The following is a 22120-nucleotide window of genomic DNA, read 5'->3' on the forward strand; positions in this document are numbered from 1 at the left end:
GTTCAACACTTTTGTCCGGGGGGCTACAGAACGGGTCAGAGAGGAACTCGGGGAAAGGGACTGGTGTCTTTCGGTCTTCCACGACAATGCCGGGGTGGTGGAATTCGACGGGGACCACAGCCTCGTCTTCAAGGTGGAGACCCACAACACCCCGTCGGCCCTGGATCCTTACGGGGGTGCTCTTACCGGTATCGTCGGGGTGAACCGTGACCCTTTTGGTACCGGAAAGGGAGCGAGACTCATCTTCAATACCGACGTGTTCTGTTTCGCTCCTCCCACATATGAAGGTCCCCTTCCCCCGAGGCTTTTCCATCCCCGCAGGGTTTTCGAAGGGGTCCGCGAGGGAGTGGAGCACGGGGGGAACAAGAGCGGCATTCCAACGGTGAACGGGAGCATCGTCTTTGACGATCGGTTCGCCGGAAAGCCCCTGGTCTTCTGCGGTACCGGGGGGATTATGCCCCGGAAGATCCGGGGGGAGGAGAGCCACAGAAAACGGGTGGATCCAGGGGATCTGATCGTCATGGTGGGAGGGCGGATCGGAAAAGACGGTATCCATGGAGCCACCTTTTCCTCTGAGGAGCTCCATGAAGAGTCGCCTACTGCAGCGGTCCAGATCGGAGATCCCATCACACAGAAGAAGATGACGGATTTCCTTCTGGTTGCGAGGGACCGGGGCCTGTACAAGGCCATCACGGATAACGGAGCCGGGGGGCTGTCGAGCTCCGTGGGAGAGACGGCCAGGCCGGTTGGGTGTGAGCTCTATCTGGACAAGGCCCCTCTGAAATACCCGGGTCTCGACCCCTGGGAGATACTGCTCTCTGAGGCTCAGGAGAGAATGACCCTTGCTGTCTCGCCTGCCAGGATAGATGAGTTCCTGGAGCTTTCCGGCCGGATGGATGTGGAGTCGACCGTCATCGGCAGGTTCGTCGATACGGGCAGGTTTCATGTATTGTACAGGGGTGAGACCGTGGCTTTCCTTACCATGGAGTTCCTCCATGAGGGGCTTCCGAGAATGCACCTTGAGGCACGATGGCGGGCTGCCGCCCTTGATGAACCCTCCTTTGCCGAGCCGGAGGACCTGACCCGGCCGCTCATCGGGATCCTCGGTCGATGGAACGTCTGCAGCAAGGAGACCGTCATCCGGCAGTACGATCACGAGGTTCAGGGGGGCAGTGTGGTCAAGCCCCTTGGAGGCCTGGACAACGACGGGCCCAACGATGCGGCCGTTCTCCGTCCCATCCTGGAATCGATGGAAGGGGTGGTGGTCGCCCACGGCATCTGTCCCAAATACAGCGACATCGACACCTATTGGATGACCGCATGCGCCGTCGACGAGGCGGTCAGGAACGCCGTCTCCGTGGGGGGACGACCGGACCGGATCGCGGGTCTGGACAATTTCTGCTGGTGCGATCCTGTTCAATCCGAAAAGACCCCCGACGGCCATCACAAGCTGGCCCAACTCGTCAGGGCCAACCAGGCGCTCTACGATCATGCCACCGCGTACGGCATCCCCCTCATCTCCGGGAAGGACAGCATGAAAAACGACGCCATACTGGGCGATACCAAGATATCGATCCCCCCCACGGTCCTTTTCTCCGTGATAGGGAAGATCGACGACGTGCGCAGGGCCGTAACCGTCGACTGCAAGAGGCCGGGAGACCTGGTCTGCGTGGTGGGATTGACCCTTAATGAGTTGGGGGGATCGGAGTATTTTGCCAGCCTCGGGTTTGTCGGCACCAGGGTCCCCAGGGTCGACCCGAAAATGGCGGTCCCCCTGTACAGGGCGCTCCACAGGGCTATGGAGGCCGGTCTCGTGGCGTCCTGTCATGACTGTTCAGACGGTGGGCTTGCCGTCGCCCTTGCCGAGACGGCCTTTTCGGGTGGCTTTGGGATGACCGTGGACCTGAGAAAAGTCCCTTCCCAGGATGTGGACCGGAGCGACTATCTTCTCTTCTCCGAATCCCAGAGCCGGTTTGTAGTAACCGTGCGGCCGAAGGATCTGGCGGCCTTTGAAGGGATGCTGGGAGATCTCCAGTGGGCCCAGGTGGGCGAGGTGCGCGGGGATGGTCGATTCCGGGTCGTCGGCTTGAAGGGGGAGACGGTCATCGAGACGGAGATCCGGACTCTGAAACGGGCATGGCAGAACCCCATCGCACGGAGCGACTAAGGCCGGCGACTGGCATTCTGTCTGAATTTCTCCTCTATGGGGTTTTGCTATTCCCTCATCAGGACGAGGCTGCTATACCATGCTTCTACGCCTTCGTTGGTCTGGTCCGTATCGGTAAGAACGACGATTCCTGAGAGACCCGGAGGGGCCGACTGGAAGAGCCGCTCGTAGTCTTCAACCAGGTTCCGCCTCTCCCAGACCCATTTGCCGGCCCTGGCCTTACCGCTTTCCAGCACAATAACCTTGTGATTCCGGGAGCCCGGGTAGTCGAGGACCTTGTCCTTGGGGACCCGGTTAGCCCAGATATAGTCGATTTTGAACCCAGCCGGTTCCCCGGCCGTCCTGGTAATGCCGAAGGACTTGAGCAACTCGTCTATCTCCCGGGGAATGGGGCGGGGTTTCTCACCGGCCTTGCCGAAGATTACCCTGATTCTGGCTGCGCTGTCGTTGCGGTCTTTTTGGGTCTCAATCGCCATTCCCACGACACGGTCGATCTTCCACCGCCAAGCCAGGATGGGAAATTCCCTGAGATCCATATCCACCCTCTTCAACAGGGCGGAAGCGCTTCCAAGGCTCTTGACATGAAGGACCGATCTCTTGCCCTCGGTGGTGAGGGAGATCTCGTTTTCCGCCGTCCTCGGATAGGCGAGAACCTCCCATCCCTCGGCTATGGTTTCTGAGTCCTTCGGAGGACGGAAGCCGAGAAGGATCCTCTTTTTCTCCCCGAGAGCCGGGTTCAGGCCGACCAGGCAGAGGAGAAAGGAGACAAAACAGGCAAGGCTCATACGGGAGGCCCATGGAGACAAAACCTCCTGGCGGCGCGCTCTAGTCTTCATCATCCACCCGTCATGTTCAAGGTCTTCCTCGGTATTCAACAGGCCTCTGACCCTTGCCAGAGAGGACCTCGATTCGAGGTTCCCCGGGCGGCAGGTGCCTTGTCTTCCGGCTGGTATTGTAGCGCCTCTGGGGGACAAAGGGAAGTACCGAAAAGGAACGGGCTTTGCTGGACTTTCGACCAAGTGTTGTTGTAATTGGTTGACTTTACAGTTGTTCTCCCCTAGATCTGAAAGGGTGATTGACACGTGCTCTGTGAGGCTGGTAGTCTCTCCACCGAGACTCCTGGGAGGAGAATCGTGGTCGAGTCGTTTGTGGTCCTTCTCTTTGAACTCTCCCTGGTTCTCACGGCAGCCAAGATCGGCGGCCTGGGAGCGCGGGCTGTTCGGCTTCCAGCCGTCCTCGGGGAGCTTATGGCAGGCGTGGTCCTGGGAAACCTGTCTCTCCTTGGAATAGGTTTTCTTGGAGAGATCCGGCACGATCCCAGTCTGGCCACTCTGGCGGAACTCGGGGTTATTCTGCTGATGTTCGAGGTCGGGGTGGAGAGCACGGTTCCGGATTTGATGCGGGTGGGAAGGAGCGCTCTGCTCGTGGCTCTGGTGGGTGTCGTCGCTCCATTTCTGCTCGGTTTCGGCACCGTGAGGTTCTTCTTCTCCGATTTTTCGCTCTGGGTGGACGTGTTCCTGGGGGCCACCCTCTGCGCCACGAGTGTGGGAATCAGTGCCCGGGTCCTTAAGGATCTCGGGAGGGTCAAGACGCCGGAGGGGCGAACAATACTGGGAGCAGCCGTCGTGGACGACGTCCTTGGCCTGGTCATCTTAGCCGTGGTGGTGGCCCTGATCGGTTCCTCGGGTTCGTCCGGCCCGGCCGGGGCACCTGCAATCTGGCAGAAGATAGCGACCATCGTGCTGAAGGCCTTCGGATTCCTCGTGGTGGGGACGCTCCTGGGAGTTGTTTTCAGCAAGGGGCTTTACCGTTGGGCCGCTGGGCTCCAGGTCAGGGGGATGCTCCTCACCCTGTCGCTGACCCTGTGTTTCGCCTTTGCCTTCCTTGCGCATGAGTTCGGGCTTGCCCCCATCGTCGGAGCTTTTTCCGCCGGACTCATCCTGGAACCGGAACACTCCCGTTTTTTCGCCCACCAGGAGGAAAGCCTGGAGCATCTGCTCATCCCTTTGTCCACCCTCTTTGTGCCGATTTTTTTCCTCCACATGGGCATGCAGGTAGACGTAGCGGCCCTCTTCTCCCTGAGAGCCGTGGTTGTGGGACTCGTGCTCTCAGCAGCCGCTGTTGCAGGGAAGATGGCCTGCGCGGCCGGGGTCCTGTCACCCGAGGAGAACATAGACCGGTGGACCGTCGCTCTCGGCATGGTTCCACGGGGGGAGGTGGGGTTGATCTTTGCCGGCCTCGGAGCGGGACTCAAGGTCGGGGGCGTTCCCCTCTTGGACGCCACCCTCTATGCCGCCATCATCGTCATGGTCTTTATCACAACGGCCATTACGCCTCCTCTTCTTACCAGGAGGCTCGGCAGGATGGAGGAGGCCCGTTTCGACACCCGGTGAAACTGTCGCATGGATAGGATCTTGGTCTTACATCCCTCTTGGATAGATTCAATAAGTACCGTGAATCGACTTCCAGAAGGGCATCTGATCGGAGTGGATTTCATCGACGAGTCTATCCACGCCCGACACGTCTTTCTTTTCTATGCATTCATATACCTGCTTATGGAGCTTATGAGTGAGTTTGCTCCTCTCCTCGTCATTATGCACGTCTTCAATGGTTGGCCTGTACAGATCCAGGATCAACTCGCCTATCTTCTTGACCAGGTTGTTATGGGTAGCTGCCAGGATCGATAGATGGAAGTGCAGGTCGGCCTGGACGAATCTCTCAACATTACGATTCTTGGCGGCAATCAATTTCTCCGTCTCTGACAGAATCTGCCTTATAGTCGACAAGTCGTTCTCTGTCCTTTTTTCCGCCGCCAGCTTTATTTGGAGCTTCTCAAAAGAAACCCTCAGTTCCCATAATTCGTGTGGAGTACCTCGCCTGGAGATGAGATGAAAAACCAGGGGATTTATGGCCGATGGCTTTAGAGTATCGCACAGGTATGTTCCGTCACCCCTTTTCACTTCCAGCACACCCAGAGCCGCCAATATCTTGATAGCTTCTCGAACCGGAGTCCTGCTCGTACCCAGCTTCTGTGCCAAGTCCACCTCGGCCGGAAGCTTGTCACCAGGACGCAGTTCCCCACTGATGATGAGGTCTTTGAATTTTTCAACAATCATCTCGACTCGAGTCTTGCTGTCAAAAGGTTCGATTCTCATCTCTGGCACCTAGGCATGGACGAAGACGTTTCTTCTTCTGCAAGTATCTAAACATACATGACTCTTATAAAATCTGTCAAGATATTTCACGACGAGCCGTTTGAGCTGTCGTCTTAATGTAAGGGCTTTTGCCTCGGCCAGCCGATCTCCTGAACCGGGTTTGGCCGTGGGTGGATCGGGTCCCTGTCAGCCAAATACCAGAGACGGCAGGTATTCTGCCAGTGGGGGAAAAAACGTGAGCAAGAACAAGATCACGACCATGACCAGGAAGAAGGGGATGCTTTCACGCATCGCGGGCCACAGGCCGCATCTTGCGATTTTTGCCGAAATCATCAAACACAAACAGACCGGAGGTGTCAGCAACCCCATCATCAAATTGAAAACAAGGATCACACCGAAGTGAAGAGGAGAAATCCCCAGGCTTTGTGCCAGGGGCAACAGTATCGGGACCAAAATGATGGTGGCGGGAGTAGAATCGATAAACATACCGGCTATCAAAACGATTATGTTTATCAGGACAAGCAATACTATCCTATTACTGGTAATTGAAGTGATAAATGCCGAAAAAGCTTCGGGAATGTGTTCAATTGTGAGAGAAAAAGCGAAGATGTTACTCAGGCCGACGATTATCATTATCACCGCGCTGTCTATGCTTACTCTCACAAAAATATCCAATAAACGGGAAAGCCTTATTTCCCTGTAGACAAAGAAACCCACAACAAAGGCATATACGGCAGTTACTGCGGCCAGTTCTGTTACGGTAAAGACACCTCCGATTATTCCCCCAACAAGAATAATCGGCATTATCAGTGCCCAGATCCCATTTTTCAGGGTCTCGAAAACTTCTGAAAAAGAGAATTCGTGATACTTGTGGTACTTTCGAATCCTCGATATAACATATGCGATTGCGATGAGACTCAGACCCAGGATGAGGCCCGGAATAGCTCCTCCAAGGAAGAGGCCGAAAATGGATACCCTTGCCACGACGCCATAGATTATTAGTGGAATGCTCGGTGGGATTATTGGCCCACAAATCGATGATGAAGCGGTTACCGCAGCGCTGAAAGGCGGTTCATACCCCTCGTCGTTCATGGCTGGAATAAGCACGGCGCCGACAGAGCTGGTATCGGCGACGGCAGATCCCGAAACGCCGGCAAAGAACATGCTCACCCCGATATTCGTGATCGCCAGGCTCCCCCTTATCCATCCGAACATGGCGTTGAAAATCGCGATGATGCGGGGGGTCAATCCCCCTTCGGTCATCAGAGAGGCGGCGAGTAGGAAAAAGGGAATGGCCAGCAGGGGAAAAGAGTCTATGCCGTTGTAAATCTTCTGTGGGGCTACGATCAGGGAATAGCTGCCCTTGAGGATGAGCTGGAGCAGCGAACATATTCCGAGGGCAAATCCGATAGGGGTGTTGACTATCAGTAAGAAGGCCAAGAACAGGCCAAGTATCAAGAACGCCATATCAGCCTTTCACGATTCAGTGAGAAGGTTCATCATTGCTTCAAGAGTATACAGCAACATGAGACCGAATCCGACTGGTACGGAAAGATACAGAAACGAAACAGGGATGCGAGTTCCGGAGCTGATCTGGGTTTTGGTAACAACGACCAGCTTGAGCCCATAGATGATGACGATGACCATGAAGATCACTAGTATTCCTGAAATGAATATGCCCAGAACCCGTTGCCATTGTACTGGGAATTTCTTGACAAACACATCGATCGACATATGTTCTATGTTTCTCGAAGCGATACCGCTTCCAATCAAGCACATCCAAACAAAGAAGATTCTCGACAGTTCTTCGGACCATGTCAAGGGAGAATCGAAGACGTATCTAAATATCACTTGAAAGAATATACAGGTAACTGTTCCTGCCAGAAGGAGAGCGACTGCATACTTTGATCCCAGATAGAGATTTTCTGAAAATGACTTGTAGTATCTCAACAACCTCATCTTGTCTCCATTTTCATTCCGGGCCGGAGATCGAAGTCTCATGACCGGCGGTCGCACATTCAATGGTTGCGGACCGCGAGAAAAAAAAGAGCGCTGATTCACATAAATTCATAACGGCTGTGTCTTGGGCTTTGTTTCCTGAGAAGTTCGTACCCCCGAGTCGTACACGAAGGAGCCCGGGGGCACACGACAAGAATCGATTCCGTCTAGGTTCCCATGTATTGTCGAATCTTCTCGACCCATTCCTGGAGTTCAGGATTATATCGCGCGTTCTTGGCTTTTTCCATGAAAGCCTTCCGGTCAGGCACGATTATCTTACAGCCCTGCCTCTTGAACTTCTCTATATACTCCGCATTGGAAAGCAGGATCGAGAGTTCATGCCAGTGTCCGGCCTCGGCTGCGGCCTCTTTCAACCCCTTTTGCACGTCTGCCGGGAGGCTGCTGAAATACTTGGCGTCATATATCCAGCCCAGCGGCTCAACCGTATCATCCGTCAAGACGATGTACTTGCAGACCTCACCGAATCCCGAGTCATAGGAGGTGGAAAGTGTGTTGTTCTGTCCGTCGATTACCCCCTGTTGCAGCGCCGAGAAGACTTCGACAAACGCCATAGGCGTTACGTTGGCCCCCATTGCTTTCCAGGAGCTTATGAAGGTCGGCATGTTCGGGACCCGGAGTTTTATCGCTTTCAGATCCTCTGGAGTCCTGACGGGCTTTCGAGTGGTCAGGACCTTGAAGCCGGGCCAATGGACCCCTATGAAAACGAACCCGCTCTCCTTGGCCAGCTGATCCAGAAATTCCCGTGCAAGGGGACTCCTCCAAAACTTGCGGAAATCGTTCAAATCCCTGTAAAGGTAAGGAACCGCCTCTATGCCCCCCAGAGGTGACCATGGTTCCAGGGTCCCGATGCTTTCGGCCACACATTCGAGAGATCCGGTCTTCACCATTTCAAACATTTCCTTGTAGCCGCCGAGCGTTCCGCCTCCAAAGATCTCGAATTCGACCTTATCTCCCAGTCTCTGTTTTGCAAGGATAGTGTAAAGTTTGGTCAACCTTGCACGGAGGCTGCCCGGTTGATTCACATGGCCTATCCGGATCTTGATCGGTTTTGCAAATGAATCCGGCGTGTCTACCGAAAGCGCGAAGGTCGTGGCAAATGCAAAGGCAACAGCGACTATCAAGATTTTGCTCGCGATTTTCATGTCCTTTCCCCCTTTGTCTTTTGATAGAGATCGCAAAGAATGATCACGATTTTCCGTCACCACCCCCCTCCTTTCCAGACTCCAAGATCCCCATGACTATCCATGACCACCTCCTTTCTCTTTCTCTGAGAGGACCCGGAGGCTGCCGGGAAGACCGCAACAGACTGATCCTAAAGGCCCTCCGGTCTTGTTGGCGAATCACGAAAGAGCAGTTTCCATGGCGCTGACAAAGGCATCTATCTCATTCTCGGTGATCGGCGTTGACAGACTGATCATCCCTCTTGGCGCTATGAGGATTCCCTCGTTCATCAGCGAAAGAAAGACCCTGTACAACTCGGTTTGATCTTCTTCGGAGCCGCTCCTATAATCGTAGATCTCCTCAGAAGTGCAATGAATATTGGCCATCGATCCGACACCAGTAACTGCCATGGATGCGTTGAGGCTTTTGAATAGTCTGGTCAGTTTATTCCTGAGCGAATTGCCGAGTTTCTCGAGCCTCGCATAGGTCTCTGGGGTAAGTTCTTGCAGCGTCGCTATCCCAGCCGCCATTGTTATGGGGTTCCCGGTATAGGTTCCGCCCTGGTATATTCTCGTGCCTGAGGTGATCGGATCAAACCGAACGCCACCTGTACTTGGTTCAAATACCTTCATGACATCTTTCCTGCCCCCGAAAGCACCGACAGGGAATCCCCCGCCTATGATCTTTCCCAGGGTCGTCATATCCGGGACCACATCGTAGTACTCTTGTGCCCCCCCTGGAGCCAACCGAAAGGATTGAACCTCATCGAAAATCAAGATGATGTCGTACTTCCGAGTCACCTCACGGAGGGATTCGAGAAAATTCTTCCTTGCCGGAATCTGACCGGAGCCCAAAAAGGGTTCTATTATTACCGCCCCCAGGACGTCTTTGTGTTTCCTTATGAGCAGTTCTGTAGCTTCCGGGTCGTTGTACGGCAGGATGACGACGTTGTCTGCAATGTTTCTGGGAATTCCTTCTGCAGCGGGTATCGTAAAAGGAGAAGAGGCAGGCCCGGCCTTATCGATCGGAGGTTTGACGCTCATCTGCAGGAGGTCGGTGGTTCCGTGATATCCGCCCTCAAACTTTGCTATTTTTTCCTTGCCGGTGAACGCGCAGGCCGCCCTGACCGCGAACATCGTGGCTTCCATCCCCGAATTCGTAAAGCGGATTCTCTCGACCGAAGGTATTCTCTTGCAAAGCATTTCGGCAAGTTCCAATTCCAGCTCATTGCAGTACGAATAGGAGGTCCCGTACTTCAAACGCTCGGTCACGACCGATATTATTCTTGGATGGGCATACCCTAGGATCATCGAGCTGTAATTCATCAAGAAGTCTATCCTTCTGTTCCCATCAAGGTCGTAGGCGTAACAGCCTTCCCCTTTTGCTATGTAGATTGGATACGGCGGATAGTAGGCGACCGTCCTCGTAACACCGCCCGGTTCAATCCCGCGGGCATACTCAAAAAATGCCTTACACTTCGGTGTCTTACTTAGATACGTCTCGATAACGGACTCTAACTTCTGCATCCTATGATCCCTCTCTTTCCGCCTTCCTGTGTCACCACCCTCTGCCCGGATCGGACCTGCCGGTTCGTAGAAGGCGACTCGGAAGGAAGGTTGCAAGAATCAGGACAGGCCATGGTCACCACTGGTGGACGCGGTTTCTTCAATATGTATTACATCAGACATAATACTTCCAGCCAATCGGATTTGTCAAGAAAAATCTCATGCAATCGGGGTCGAGTTACCCGGCTTGGTAGATAGGTCGAAAATTTCGGGCTGGACCGGGAGCCTCTGCATCCTTTCCCTCCTTCCTATCGCACCGCGACCTCGCAGCGGGCGGGTCTGATGAGCCTACGGAGCGGCGGGAAAGGTCGTGTTCGTGATTCGTGTTCCCGGGGAAGGGGCAGGAATTCCCCACCCGCCAACCTTGATAGGGTCCCACGTGAGCTCAGGAGTGAAGGGGCAAGGGTGTTCTCTGTCAAAGAGAAAAATCAGGTTGCTTTGGCGAGAAGGTCAGCGAGGCATCATTGCCTTAACTCCCTGCACGTGTGGCTTCCTTTTCTGGAAACACGACTGCCCATCCGAGCTCTGGATCGTACTTCTGGACCAGAGAAAGCTCTTTGATTTCATCGAGAACCAGGTCGCAGGTGTTGACGACGATGTTCCTACCCCGCACGAGGTGGCCTCCCCAGACCGTTCCTTTCGAGTCGGAGAAGACCCCGTGAAGATGAACGAATATCCCGCCGCCGGCTTTTTCACTCACAACCCCCTTGACAGAGAGAATCGACAGGGGCCCGGGGATCGACAAGGGCTCGCCGTACCCGACTCCGGTTCTCGAATCTCGCCTTGGCACGGCGATCATGACGCTCGCTTCCGTCACGGCTCCAATACAGACTTGAACTGCAGCTGCACGTATGTTCGTCTCACGGGAGATTTCCTCTATCCCCAAGGTAATGTCTGTTCCCGGGAGCAACCTCGCTGCAATGACTCGTCCGAAGCTTCCCGACTCATAGTATGGAGCTCGCGCGTGTGACATGGCATCCTCCTATCTCGTGCTTTCCGGGTTCTCCAAGAAAAACCCATCGATTTCGACTCACCCTGATCTAATCGACCTGGAGGACTCCGAGGTTCTGCCCGGTTCTTGATCCGGGGGAACCCTCGCCGGCGGGGCCGGTGCAAAGTCCGGATTTAGTCCTCGCTCTTTCTATGGTCACCTAAAACGACCCTCTCGAAGTCGGGCATTCGCCTACTGCGAACTGCGGTGAAGTAGTCGTATTCGCCGACCTGCCCACCCTTCAGGGCGACCTGCAATCCGTTGAACTCTGCACGGGAGGAGTACGCAAAGCAGAGAGGGGCTGCTATCCCTACCGGCTTGACCACTTGAAGAGCGATGATGCCGAGAGCATGGGAGACGACCCCGGAGACGTCTCCCCCGACGAGGACCAAGCGCCTGACCCCCGATCTCGAGAGTATCGTCCTGGCCAGACTCCCCAAGGCACGCCCGAGTCCGTCAATAATCGCTTGGGAGCCCAAGCCGAGGCTTTCGGCCTTCTCCTTGGTCCTGAAAATACGCGGGTCCTCCGGCCCGACGGCAGAATGTATGACAACGGACGTTCCCCTTCGCAAGGCTGAGACGGCAGCCGTTGCAATGGATTGGAGTTCTGCCTCATGGCCTTCATGTTCGAACAACCTCTCCGGGTGTATACCGATTTCCTCGAACCCATGCACAGCGGCCCATTCGATCTGTTTCCCAGTCACAGAAGCACAACTGCCGGAGACGACCAGAACCTGTTCCGCCTTTCGACCCTTCAAGCCCGAACCGGGCATCGCGGTCCTGTCGAGCAGATCCAGGCGCTTCCACTCCTCGGCTAATCCGTAACCCAGTTCTTGGGACCCCGCGACGAAGAGGGTCTTTCCTTTTTCGGTGTATCCCCAAATGACGGAGCACGCGGTCTTGAGGTGGCGGTTCAATAGAGAATCAAAGAAAACCAGCGGCACCCTGTGATCCAGGGCGTCTTGGACTCTTTCCCCCACTTGCTTCTTCCCCTTCTCCAAAGTGAGAATCGAGATCAGGTCGGATTTCAGGGTAGTCTGTTTTGCCAGATGTCGTCTGAGATCGGACTCGCGCATGGGGGTGGCAGGATGCAGCGACAGAGAAGGGTGCCGGTCGAGCCGGAGCACGTCTCCTCCAAGGGCGACAAAGTGATGCCCGAAGACAGTATATCTCCCGAAGCGGGGAGCTGCCGGCAGAATAGGTATGAATCTTGGTGAAAACACTTTCTTCCCGATTTCTATGGCTCTCCCTATGCTGCCTAGCTCAGGGGAGGAATCGAATGTTGAGCAGACTTTGTATAGAAACAGGGGGGCACGGTACCTCTTCATTCTTTGAAATATCGGTTCCAAGGTGGCCTCTAATGCTTCGGTGGGTAGAGACCGCGACATCCCTGCTACGCCGACTGCCTGGAGTTTCGGGAAACGGTCTTGCAGAAACGAGACGGTTGGAGGTTCAACAAAGACGAGTGTCGGCACCCCGCTGACGGTTAGAGCCTCGGCGGTGGCTGCCGTACCGGTGAAGTCGTCACCGTAAAAGGAAAGGAGGAGCGAGAGCTTTCTACTATCTCTCATAGATCCCCCATTGGTTCAGGGCAGCTTTCAGTTCAGGGTAATCCTCGACCGATTCGTCAAGCCCTTTCCCGGCCATGATCAGATCGATCCCCTGGCGGAACGCGCGGGCTCCTGCAGTGGGCCCCATGGGGTGGGCGTATACCGCCCCGCCGGCTCCGACGATGAAATCATGTCCCAGATCTTCAAAGAGTCTGGGAAGATGTCCCTGCTTCACGCCGCCACCCGCAATCGGAAAGGTCTGCTTCACGTCATAGAGGGGATTGCGCAGAGCCATTACAATCTTCATGTATTTCGTGTACGAAATAGGGAACTTGCCATAAGGTGTAGGAACAGTCAGAATATCGGCCCCTGCCAGACGGGCCAGTTTTCCGTAGACAAGGTGGGAGCTGATTCCATGATAGGGACTGGCGTAGAAAACCCCTCCGAAATCGAGGTGGGCGAGGATGGGTACGGAGACCTTTGGATTTCTGGCCAGAGACGAAAGGATCGCCATACCAGTCGGGAGATAGTTTACCATTACAGCGTTTGCACCGTTTTCCACTGCGGCAATGGCTTTGTTCAGGCATCGTTCCGGCTCGTCGGTTACGTTTACCGCATAGAGGATCTTCCGCCCCGTTTCCTGACGTACCTTCTCGGCCTTCTTCATATAGAGCTCGACCCTTTTCAGCACGGGAGAGAAATCAGTGTCTCCCAAGACCTCATCGTCCTTGACGATGTCGGTTCCACCGAGTCCGACCTGATAGAACAGTTCGGCGCCCTGTTCCGGTGTGATACCCGTGGACGGTTTAATCATGTTGTTGAGAAGGGGCCTGTGGGGCACCTCGAGCAATCTACGAATTCCATCCATGCCGAACCGTGGCCCTGGAAGGCCGCTTACAAGACTCCGGGGCAGGGTGAGGTCGAGGAGTTTGATATCCCCCATCATAGAGATATTTCCAAAGACGGTGGTAAGGAGCAGAGGGATCTGGGATCCGATGTTTGCCACGGGATAGGCGATCTGGAAGATGTGAGTGCGGTCTCGGCCAGGTTCTTCGGGCTCTGTCTCGAGGTCCGGAACTTCCCATACGCCCAAGACCTTGCCCTGGTGGCGTCTCGTCAATTCTCGAGTCTCACCGGGAACCTTGACCCAGGTGCCAGTGGTCTGTTCCGTCGCAAAGGAGGCGACTCTGCTCAGGATATCCTCGAAGCGAGAACGGAGCAGATAAGTGGCAACCACATTGCCATCCAAGTCGATTCCCTCGGGTTGAGCATATTTGTCAAAATCAGGCATCTAGTTCATCCCCCCCACAAGGGGCCGTGAAGCCGCCCTTTGGTTCGAGCTATGGCCCCGCCCGTCAGGTCAATCATGGGAGGCCGATACCCATGTAAACCGTCGAGCCCGTCGGCGAGGTTTCCACGCCGGAACACATCTCCGGCCCGTGGTCGGTCCCCCTTGGTTTCTCTCTCATCGAGAGGCATGGAGACAGCAATCGGCCGGCCATGGGAATATGGGATTCTACATCTCAAAGATAATACATAATACGTCATACCACTTCCTCTCGTCAACAGATTTCTACAGGGGCCTGCAGATCGCCCGGTATTCCGTAGATTAAAGGGGGCCGCGGGGTTTGTCTGCTCGGCGGGTGAACTCGGTAGGTCCGTGGCGGTGTTGGCCGGGGTTGTAGTTGTTAGGGCGGTTATCTGTATATGCCTTGAAAGGGTCGCCCTGTAGAACCGTTGGGCCGGCTTTGGGAGTCATGACGAGGAGACGTTCACGAGGGTGACTGAAATCGCCTCAGAGAGGGGATCTGCCTCTTTCAGGAAGGACTATCCCTTTTGACCGTACTTTTCGTAGTGGACGATTTCCTCGAGGGGTTTGCGCTTGGCCGTCGGGTTTTCATCGGGGTATCCCAGGGGCATCAGGCTGAGTACTCTCACGTTTTTGGGGATTCCCAAGACCTTCTTGATAGGCTGTTCGGAATCGGTATCCAGGACGGCGATCCATGAAGATCCGAGGCCCAGGCTGTAAGCGGCCAGGGCCATGTTCTGATGGGCGTTGCACCCGGCTTCGATCCAGTGGTGGGGGTCTTCTTCCGGGTCCGTACAGATCGCGATCGTGACGGGGGCTTCTGCAATGCCCTTGTAGTACACGCTTTTTCCGGCTTCATCGCTAAGCCTCTTTTTCGTCTCCCTATCCCGGATCAGGATGAATTTCCAAGGCTGGGCGTTGTTGAAGGACTGAGCCCACCGTCCTGCATCGAGGACCGCTCTGACAGTCTCTTCAGGTACCGGGTCTCCTCTGAATCTCCTTATGGTTCTACGGCTCTTAATGGCATCAAGAATCTCATTCACATCTCTCCCTCCCCATGTTTGGCATGAGAGCGGCCGAGCCACCCTGTCCGTGATCCCCCCCCCGAGAGTCGAGTACACCAGGATTCCTCGAAACCAGGGGAGAGTACCTAGGGGTTTTTCAAAAATTTCCGCATATTATCTAGTATCATTATTACATTAGTATGTTTGTAATACTATGCCTATCGCGGCGGAGAGTCAATTCCAACGCCGGTTCAGGCCCGACGTCCGCATGAGAGGATCAAGAGGCCTGAGGATCTTCGGAAGCCCCGGTCCCGATCCTTGTATCCAAGACAGACGATTTCCCGGGGCTTGAACCAAGAGCTTTGAGGGCCCCGAACCTTTCCAGCTTCAAAGAGGCGAGAAATGCACCGAATCTTCCCGCCTCGGCAAGGTCGGTCGATCTCAGCCGCTTCCAGATGTAGCCTGCCACAAAGGTGTCCCCGCATCCGGTGGGGTCGGTGAACCTCCTCGGCTCGAGAGCTGGAATTTCGTAGAAGCTCCCATGGCCCAGGACCAGGGCTCCCCTGCTGCCTCGGGTAATGATCACCTCCCTCGGACCAAGCCCGGCAAGCCTGAGGGCCGCCTTCTCTACGTTATTCTCCCCGGAGATGAGGGTCGCCTCTCTCTCATCGACCTTGAGGATGTCGACACAGGCAAGGCCCTTCTCCTTTCCCTGCCACTCCTGCTCCGTCACCTTGCCGCCCGTCACTTTTCTCAAGAACCCCTGCCCGTCCAGTGAGACGAGATCGGCATTCACAGAAGCCGCTTCCAGCACCTCATGGGAGATGTCCCTGTTGGTAAGGGGACCCAGGTGGAACAGAGCGGCTGAGATACCCGAGAGATCCTCGGGAGAAAGGGGGGAAGCCGTGGATTTCACCCTCTGGAGCCTGGAACCGGGGTTCTTCCACGTGTAAATGTTCTCAAAGACGGTTGTCTCCTCGCTCTCCTTGAAGAACACGGAAACCCCGCAATCCCTCAACTCGCCGAGGAGAATCTCTTCGTCTTTCCGAGAAGCCGTAGTGACAGCGGCGACCCGCAGCCCAAGGCCCTGGAGGGCCATGGAGGTATAGTACACCGTTCCTCCGGGTATCTCCCTTCTCACCTTCCCGTCAACCCGGATGATGTCCCTCGTAATGTGGCCGACCACACACACATCAAACATTAGTTTTTCTCGGGTATTACCCGATTCCGCCCTCGGTGTCAGGGGCTACTCGGCCTTTCGGGAAAGGAGAATCCACCTCCATGTTAGCACATGAATGGACCAGGTCAAGCCTCGTCGGGGAACCGCGGTTTTCCCTTCCCTTCGGGCGTGCCCGGGGAAAGGGAAGGACCCCTCCGCCCGTGAACCCCCAAAGGGTCTTCGTGAGAGCCTGGGAGCGAAGCGGCAGTGGGGCCCGTCTCAAAAGGAGAACCGGTTGGGAGGTTAACGACTCTTGGGGATCCTCTATCTGGAATTCAGGAGCCCCGATCCGGGAGATATTGACAAGACCGGGCCTGGAGGGTATAGCCTTGATGTTTTCACCCAATGATCCGGAAAGGAAAAGGAGATGACACACTGGGAAAAGGATATCGACGAGATCAAGACCGCTCTGACCATGGACGAGGCTCACAGGCTTATTTTGGCGGATCTGCCCATGATCCTGACGCCCCGGATGTTCTTTGTGAACATCCAGAAGAAAGTGGAGGAGCTATCAGGTATCGATACGGGGCGGCGTGTCTATTACCAGGCCGCCTTTGAAAGCGCGTACCGGTACACGGAGAATTCGAGGCGCGTATACGGAATCACCGGCAGTGACCTGCTTCAACAGTATCTGGACAGCCTTTCTGCGCGGGGATGGGGCAGGTTTGAGATCCTTGAGCTTGCCGAGGAGATGGGCGTGGGCCGGGTACGACTGACAAATTCGGTAATTGCAGAGGAATTCGGCAATGTGGGCCGGAGCGTCTGCCATGCGGTCGCAGGTGCTCTCGCAGGATCGATAGAGTACCTGGCAAGAAACCATAGGCCGGAGGCGAGAGTGCGAGGCACGGAACCCCTTTGCATGTCCAAGGGCGACCCGTGCTGCGAATTCGTGGTGGCGCCGGAACCAACAGGCCAGGCAGAGCCGTAGTCTCCGTGGATGCAAAAAGACTCCACCGAGATGCCGTTGTGATTGACAGCCTGAACATCAGCAAGTGGTCCAGGGAGGTTCCGCAAGGAATCGACCAGGGCGGTGTCACCGCAGTGAACGCCACGGCTGCGGTACTTGAGGACTTCCGCCGGACCGACTCACACCTTTCTCCGGGTGGGGGGATAACGGACATCAGTCTTACTTGCTCTTGGCAGGGGACAGAATCTTGTCAGGAGTCAATAGTTTGACAGTAACGATACCCGTCAGGTGAGCCTGATCCGCCGCCCCTGCCCGGTCGTCGGGGCGTGGGAGGTCTCGGGTTCATACAGACCCCGGAGTTCTGTCGGCATCCCTGTAGTATCTGCCAGCCCGGAGCAAGAGCAAGAAGGATCGCTCGGTGCGGCTGGTTGCGGTGGTTTCGAAGGCTGTCCAGAGCGTAACGGCACGGTTTCTGCTAGGACCGAGACCAGGGCGGAATCCCAGTATTCAAATCCCCTTCCCCCTCTATAGAGAACAGAAGAGGCCTCACTTACGCCGGAATCGCGGGGGCAGTAGTCGAGGTCTGCATCACGATACCGAACACGAGGCTAACCGCACAAAAAGCGGGATAGACGGAGGACCGTCATGTTCAATCGGAAAGACGTGAGGCCGGAACTCGAGGCGCTCGGGTTCAGGAACGTGGGTAGCATCTACTGGAATGCTTCGACCCCTCGTCTCTACGAAGAGATCGTCAGAAGGCAGGAGGGGAACATAGCACACCTCGGGCCTGTAGTGGTGAGGACCGGCCATCACAGGGGGCGGTCGCCCATGGACAGGTTTATTGTCAGGGAGGCGTCGAGTCTGGACAAGATCTGGTGGGGCGATGTGAACAGGGGGATCGAGGAAGAGAGATTCATGAACCTCTTCTACAGGTTGCAAGCCTATTTCCAGAACAAGGACGTCTTTGTTCAGGACTGTTACGCCGGGGCCGCCGCCGAGCACAGGATACCGATTCGGGTAGTTACCGAAACAGCGTGGCACAGTCTTTTCGCCCGCAACCTCTTCATCCAGTTGAAGACCGAGGAAGAGGCACGGAGCCATCGCCCGAGATTTACCATCATCAATGTCCCGAGGTTCCATGCAGTACCGGAGTTGGACGGTACCAACTCCGAGGCCTTCATCCTGCTCCACCTGGGTAAGAACATGGTCCTGGTGGGTGGAACGAGCTACGCAGGGGAGATAAAGAAGTCGGTCTTCACCATGCTCAACTATGTCTTCCCACAGGAATCGGTTTTGTCCATGCACTGCTCGGCCAACGTGGGAGAGAGGGATGATCCAGCCCTTTTCTTCGGGCTTTCGGGCACGGGCAAGACGACGCTGTCTGCGGACCCGGATCGACGGCTGATCGGAGATGACGAACACGGCTGGAGTGATCAAGGGATATTCAACTTCGAGGGGGGGTGCTATGCCAAGGTCATCAGGCTCTCAAGAGAAGCTGAACCGGAGATCTACGAGTGCACCCGCAGATTTGGGACGATTCTGGAGAATGTCAGTCTCGATCATAATTCGCGGCGCATCGATCTCGGCGATGGATCGCTGACGGAGAACACCAGGGCGGCCTACCCCATATCCCATATCTCCAGTGCGTCCCGCTCAGGGGTCTGCGGGCACCCGGAAAACGTCATCATGCTCACCTGTGATGCCTTTGGGGTGATGCCGCCGGTGGCAAAACTGACACCCGAACAGGCGGTTTATCACTTCTTGAGTGGCTATACGGCCAAGGTGGCAGGAACAGAGCTGGGTGTCAAGGAGCCCCAGGCGACCTTCAGCGCCTGTTTTGGCGCGCCCTTTATGGCTTTGCCGCCCACGGTTTACGCCCGGCTCTTCATGGAGAAGATCCAGACCCACAAGGTGCAATGCTGGCTACTGAACACGGGATGGGCGGGCAAGCCCTACGGCGAGGGAGAGCGGATAAAGATCGCCCACTCAAGGGCTTTGGTCAAAAACGTTCTGAACGGAGCCCTCGATCTGGGAGAGTTCGAGAGAAATCCGGTCTTTGGATTCATGGTTCCCAAGGCTTGTGAGGGCCTCCCGGCTGAGATTCTCAATCCAAGGCATGGGGCTTCGTCTCAGGCCGGCTACGAAGGGCGGGCAGCAAGGCTTGCAGCCAGCTTCAAAGAGAATTTCAGGCAGTTCGAGAAGGAGGTTCCGGCGAACGTACTAGAGGCTATACCCTAGCAAGAGGACATGGGTTCAGAGCGATGGTTGTTGCAGATGCGAGCGGTCTGGACTTCTCGATCCAGAGATTGGGGGAGTGCCGCATACCCTCCAGGATGTCAGGGGTGCAATTTGTAGAGGAAGGGGAACGGGTACTTTTTCATTCCAACCTGACCGAGGTGCAGGCCCTTCTTGACAAAGGCAAGAGGCTTCCGGGCTTCGAGATGGCCGGACCCAGAAAGATGATCTATTTCGATCCCTCTAAGCTCAAGTGCGGGATCGTCACCTGCGGTGGGCTGTGCCCGGGACTCAACGAGGTGATACGGGCTATCGTTCTGAGCCTCTTCTACCATTACGGAGTCCAGACGGTATTCGGTTTCCGTTACGGCTATGAAGGGCTCTCACCGAGATACGGGCATGCGCCTGTGGAGCTGACCCCGGAAAGAGTGGCCGACATCCATCAGAAGGGAGGGACGATCCTGGGCTCTTCCCGTGGTCCCCAGGCCGTCCCGGAGATGGTCGATACGCTCGAGCGGATGAACGTGAGGATACTGTTTGCCATCGGTGGCGACGGAACCCTTCGTGGCGCCCAGGCGATCTCCCAGGAAATCGGGCGGAGGGGACTGAAAATCAGCGTCATCGGCATCCCGAAAACCATAGACAACGACATTTCCTACATGAACAAGTCCTTCGGGTTTGAGACGGCCGTTGCCGAGTCGAGAACTGCGATCTACTGTGCGCATACGGAGGCCGTTGGGGCCAGGAACGGGATCGGTCTGGTGAAGCTAATGGGCCGCCAATCAGGGTTCATCGCGGCAAACGCCACCCTTGCCAACAATGAGGTCAACTTCTGTCTCGTGCCGGAGGTCCCCTTCACGCTGGAGGCCTTCTTGGCGCTGTTGAGGAGGAGACTGGAGAAGAGGCACCATGCGGTGGTGGTTGTGGCAGAGGGTGCGGGGCAGGACATGTTGGGAGAACCAGGAGAACACGACGAATCGGGTAACAACCGTCTGGGGGACATCGGCCTTTTCCTGAGGGATCAGATCAGAGCCTACCTGGCAGGGGTGGGAATGGAGGCCACCCTGAAGTATATCGACCCTAGCTATACGATTCGGAGTATGCCTGCAAACCCGCATGATTCGGTCTTCTGCCTTCTCCTCGGACACAACGCGGTACATGCTGGACTTGCGGGACGGACAAACATGGTGGTCGGCTACTGGAACGGCCAGTATACACATGTGCCTATCCCCCTTGCCACCTCGGAGCGCAAGCAGATAGATCCCAATGGCAGGTTGTGGAACAGTGTTCTTGCTTCAACGGGACAGCCGAGAGAGATACGATGAACCTCGGGGTCAGGGGTGTGGAAACTGAGTAGGTCGAGTGCTTTCCCTGTGCTCGCCGTCGGCACTCCGTGAGTTTGGCCTGGGATTTGCTCGGAGGGGTCGAAAGACGAAAGAGGATCACTGGGTTGATTTCTCCGGCCACTAGACCCTGAAACCCCCCGGGCTTTCGGCCCTGAAGCTTTTCATCAGGAGTGGCGTGGTCGCCGAAGGAGGTTGAAATTGATGGGAAAGAGGCAGATCGAGTCGAGTGATGTCGAGCTATTTCTCGGCAAGAATGTTTCGTTCGAGGGGAAGATGACCTTTGACGGGATGGGCAGGATCGAAGGCCGATTTGATGGGGAAATTTTCTCAAGTGGCGTTCTGATTGTCGGCGAAACCGCCGTCGTACATGCCGAAATCAAGGCAGGCACCATGATCGTGGACGGAGAGGTCAAGGGAAAAGTCTCTGCCTCGGTCAAGCTTGAGATCCATTCCGCTGGACGGCTTTACGGTAACATCGAAACTCCGGCCCTGGTCGTCGAGGAGGGTGGGATCTTTGATGGAACCTGCAGTATGAAAAAGGAAGCCGAAGCAACCGTGAAGAGGGTGACCCTCCTCAAGGAAAAAGGGCCCGGGGTTCTGCCGGGGTGACTGCTGGCAGGGCTTGAGCGGGGAGAAACGTCGAATTTTCGGAAACACAAGCTGCCGAGTTCTTTCCTGAGAAAGGATCCGAAATCTACAAATCAAAAAACCATCTCTCAGCCCTCACTTTATGAACTTGGATCTGAAGTGTTCTACTCCTTCGACTTCGATTCCTGTCCTGTTGTTGAGGCGGACCACCTTGAACCTGTCCCTCTCCGTATCGTAGAGAATCAACAGCCCAGGGACTCTGGTTTCGAGTCGGGGACCATGGTCATCATGGTCCATAAAGTATATCTTGATCCCCATTCTGCTGCAGATCATCGGGTTTGATTCCCTGCCGTCGATGAATACCCAGTGTTCTTTCATCTCTGTCACCTCGCCTTCTGACTTCCTGCCCCATTATAGCAATCCGACCGGACAAGGCAAGAAAAAAGCCACCTAAGGACGGTGGGGACGTAGGTTCTCAAGCAACTTTTGAAGCGTCCTGAATCGAGCCCTCCATTGTTGACAGGTCCCACTGGTTTTGGCATGGGGTGAAAATATCCTGCACCTTGGGGTTGAAGCCTTCTATGGTTCGTCCCCCCAAGAACCGTCACGAAGTATGAGGTTCAAAAGTAACCCGTTTTTTCTGAGTTTTTGTGGAGTTTCTCGAGTTTTCGGCCCAGGATTCTTGCAAGTGTATGACTTCACGATCTTTTTCTGTCTTGGCAGGAGAACACCCTTGTCCCCTCACTCCTGAGCTCACGCCGTGACCCTATCAAGGTTCGCGGGTGGGCAGTTCCTGCCCCTTCCCCACGAACACGACTCACGAACACGACCTTTCCCCTTCCCGCTCACCCTTGATGGGTACCCCACCGCTTCCGCAATGTCGCTCGGAGGCAAGGGTGTTCTC

Annotated in this window: 18 protein-coding genes; 6 read left to right on the forward strand and 12 right to left on the reverse strand. The window is 55.6% G+C overall.

The annotated features are described in order from the left end of the window. A partial coding sequence (locus JRJ26_17465; protein ID MBW2059279.1) for a phosphoribosylformylglycinamidine synthase occupies positions 1 to 2167 on the forward strand: 2167 nt, incomplete at its 5' end. A 47-nt stretch (positions 2168 to 2214) separates the two neighbouring features. Here JRJ26_17465 and JRJ26_17470 read toward each other — a convergent pair. Continuing rightward, positions 2215 to 3006, reverse strand: a complete 792-nt coding sequence (locus tag JRJ26_17470) for a DUF3047 domain-containing protein (GenBank protein MBW2059280.1) — start codon at positions 3004 to 3006, stop codon at positions 2215 to 2217. A 309-nt stretch (positions 3007 to 3315) separates the two neighbouring features. Here JRJ26_17470 and JRJ26_17475 point away from each other — a divergent pair, with 309 nt between their 5' ends. Beyond that, the gene (locus tag JRJ26_17475; protein ID MBW2059281.1) at positions 3316 to 4560 is read left to right on the forward strand and encodes a cation:proton antiporter; all 1245 of its coding nucleotides are present in this window, start codon (positions 3316 to 3318) and stop codon (positions 4558 to 4560) included. Positions 4561 to 4608: 48 nt separating this feature from the next. Here the strand turns inward: JRJ26_17475 and JRJ26_17480 are convergent, their stop codons facing one another. From JRJ26_17480 to JRJ26_17525, 10 genes are all read right to left on the reverse strand, one after another. Next, the gene (locus JRJ26_17480; protein ID MBW2059282.1) at positions 4609 to 5322 is read right to left on the reverse strand and encodes a FadR family transcriptional regulator; all 714 of its coding nucleotides are present in this window, start codon (positions 5320 to 5322) and stop codon (positions 4609 to 4611) included. 186 nt (positions 5323 to 5508) lie between these two features. Beyond that, positions 5509 to 6789 (reverse strand): TRAP transporter large permease, encoded by a 1281-nt coding sequence (locus JRJ26_17485; protein MBW2059283.1) that lies wholly within the window; start codon positions 6787 to 6789, stop codon positions 5509 to 5511. Positions 6790 to 6798: 9 nt separating this feature from the next. Next, the gene (locus tag JRJ26_17490; GenBank protein MBW2059284.1) at positions 6799 to 7281 is read right to left on the reverse strand and encodes a TRAP transporter small permease; all 483 of its coding nucleotides are present in this window, start codon (positions 7279 to 7281) and stop codon (positions 6799 to 6801) included. Between the two features lie 206 nt (positions 7282 to 7487). After that, entirely contained in the window at positions 7488 to 8483 is a 996-nt protein-coding gene (locus JRJ26_17495) for a TRAP transporter substrate-binding protein (GenBank protein MBW2059285.1), read from the reverse strand. A 198-nt stretch (positions 8484 to 8681) separates the two neighbouring features. Continuing rightward, complete coding sequence (locus JRJ26_17500; protein MBW2059286.1) at positions 8682 to 10028, reverse strand: aspartate aminotransferase family protein; 1347 nt, start codon at positions 10026 to 10028, stop codon at positions 8682 to 8684. 508 nt (positions 10029 to 10536) lie between these two features. Then, positions 10537 to 11040 carry a DUF296 domain-containing protein gene (locus tag JRJ26_17505; protein MBW2059287.1) on the reverse strand — a complete coding sequence of 168 codons (504 nt, stop codon included), beginning with the start codon at positions 11038 to 11040 and terminating at the stop codon, positions 10537 to 10539. A 152-nt stretch (positions 11041 to 11192) separates the two neighbouring features. Next, the gene (locus tag JRJ26_17510; GenBank protein ID MBW2059288.1) at positions 11193 to 12629 is read right to left on the reverse strand and encodes a four-carbon acid sugar kinase family protein; all 1437 of its coding nucleotides are present in this window, start codon (positions 12627 to 12629) and stop codon (positions 11193 to 11195) included. Further along, complete coding sequence (locus JRJ26_17515; GenBank protein MBW2059289.1) at positions 12619 to 13899, reverse strand: ribulose 1,5-bisphosphate carboxylase; 1281 nt, start codon at positions 13897 to 13899, stop codon at positions 12619 to 12621. Before JRJ26_17515 ends, JRJ26_17510 begins: the two co-directional genes overlap by 11 nt. 536 nt (positions 13900 to 14435) lie before the next feature. Then, the gene (locus tag JRJ26_17520; protein MBW2059290.1) at positions 14436 to 14960 is read right to left on the reverse strand and encodes a nitroreductase family protein; all 525 of its coding nucleotides are present in this window, start codon (positions 14958 to 14960) and stop codon (positions 14436 to 14438) included. A 238-nt stretch (positions 14961 to 15198) separates the two neighbouring features. Further along, the gene (locus tag JRJ26_17525) at positions 15199 to 16122 is read right to left on the reverse strand and encodes a ribokinase (protein MBW2059291.1); all 924 of its coding nucleotides are present in this window, start codon (positions 16120 to 16122) and stop codon (positions 15199 to 15201) included. A 385-nt stretch (positions 16123 to 16507) separates the two neighbouring features. Between JRJ26_17525 and JRJ26_17530 the strand changes: the two genes are divergently transcribed. From JRJ26_17530 to JRJ26_17545, 4 genes are all read left to right on the forward strand, one after another. Next, positions 16508 to 17068 carry a 4-vinyl reductase gene (locus JRJ26_17530; protein ID MBW2059292.1) on the forward strand — a complete coding sequence of 187 codons (561 nt, stop codon included), beginning with the start codon at positions 16508 to 16510 and terminating at the stop codon, positions 17066 to 17068. A gap of 624 nt (positions 17069 to 17692) precedes the next feature. Next, entirely contained in the window at positions 17693 to 19285 is a 1593-nt protein-coding gene (gene pckA, locus JRJ26_17535) for a phosphoenolpyruvate carboxykinase (ATP) (GenBank protein ID MBW2059293.1), read from the forward strand. 23 nt (positions 19286 to 19308) lie between these two features. Then, entirely contained in the window at positions 19309 to 20607 is a 1299-nt protein-coding gene (locus JRJ26_17540; GenBank protein ID MBW2059294.1) for an ATP-dependent 6-phosphofructokinase, read from the forward strand. 222 nt (positions 20608 to 20829) lie between these two features. Next, positions 20830 to 21237, forward strand: coding sequence for a polymer-forming cytoskeletal protein (locus JRJ26_17545; protein MBW2059295.1), 408 nt, complete (start codon positions 20830 to 20832; stop codon positions 21235 to 21237). A 114-nt stretch (positions 21238 to 21351) separates the two neighbouring features. Here the strand turns inward: JRJ26_17545 and JRJ26_17550 are convergent, their stop codons facing one another. Next, a complete protein-coding gene (locus tag JRJ26_17550) occupies positions 21352 to 21594 on the reverse strand; it encodes a hypothetical protein (protein MBW2059296.1) in 243 nt (80 codons plus the stop codon). Positions 21595 to 22120: the final 526 nt, after the last annotated feature.

The sequence above is a fragment of the Deltaproteobacteria bacterium genome (assembly GCA_019308905.1).
Lineage (GTDB): Bacteria > Desulfobacterota > BSN033 > WVXP01 > WVXP01 > JAFDHF01.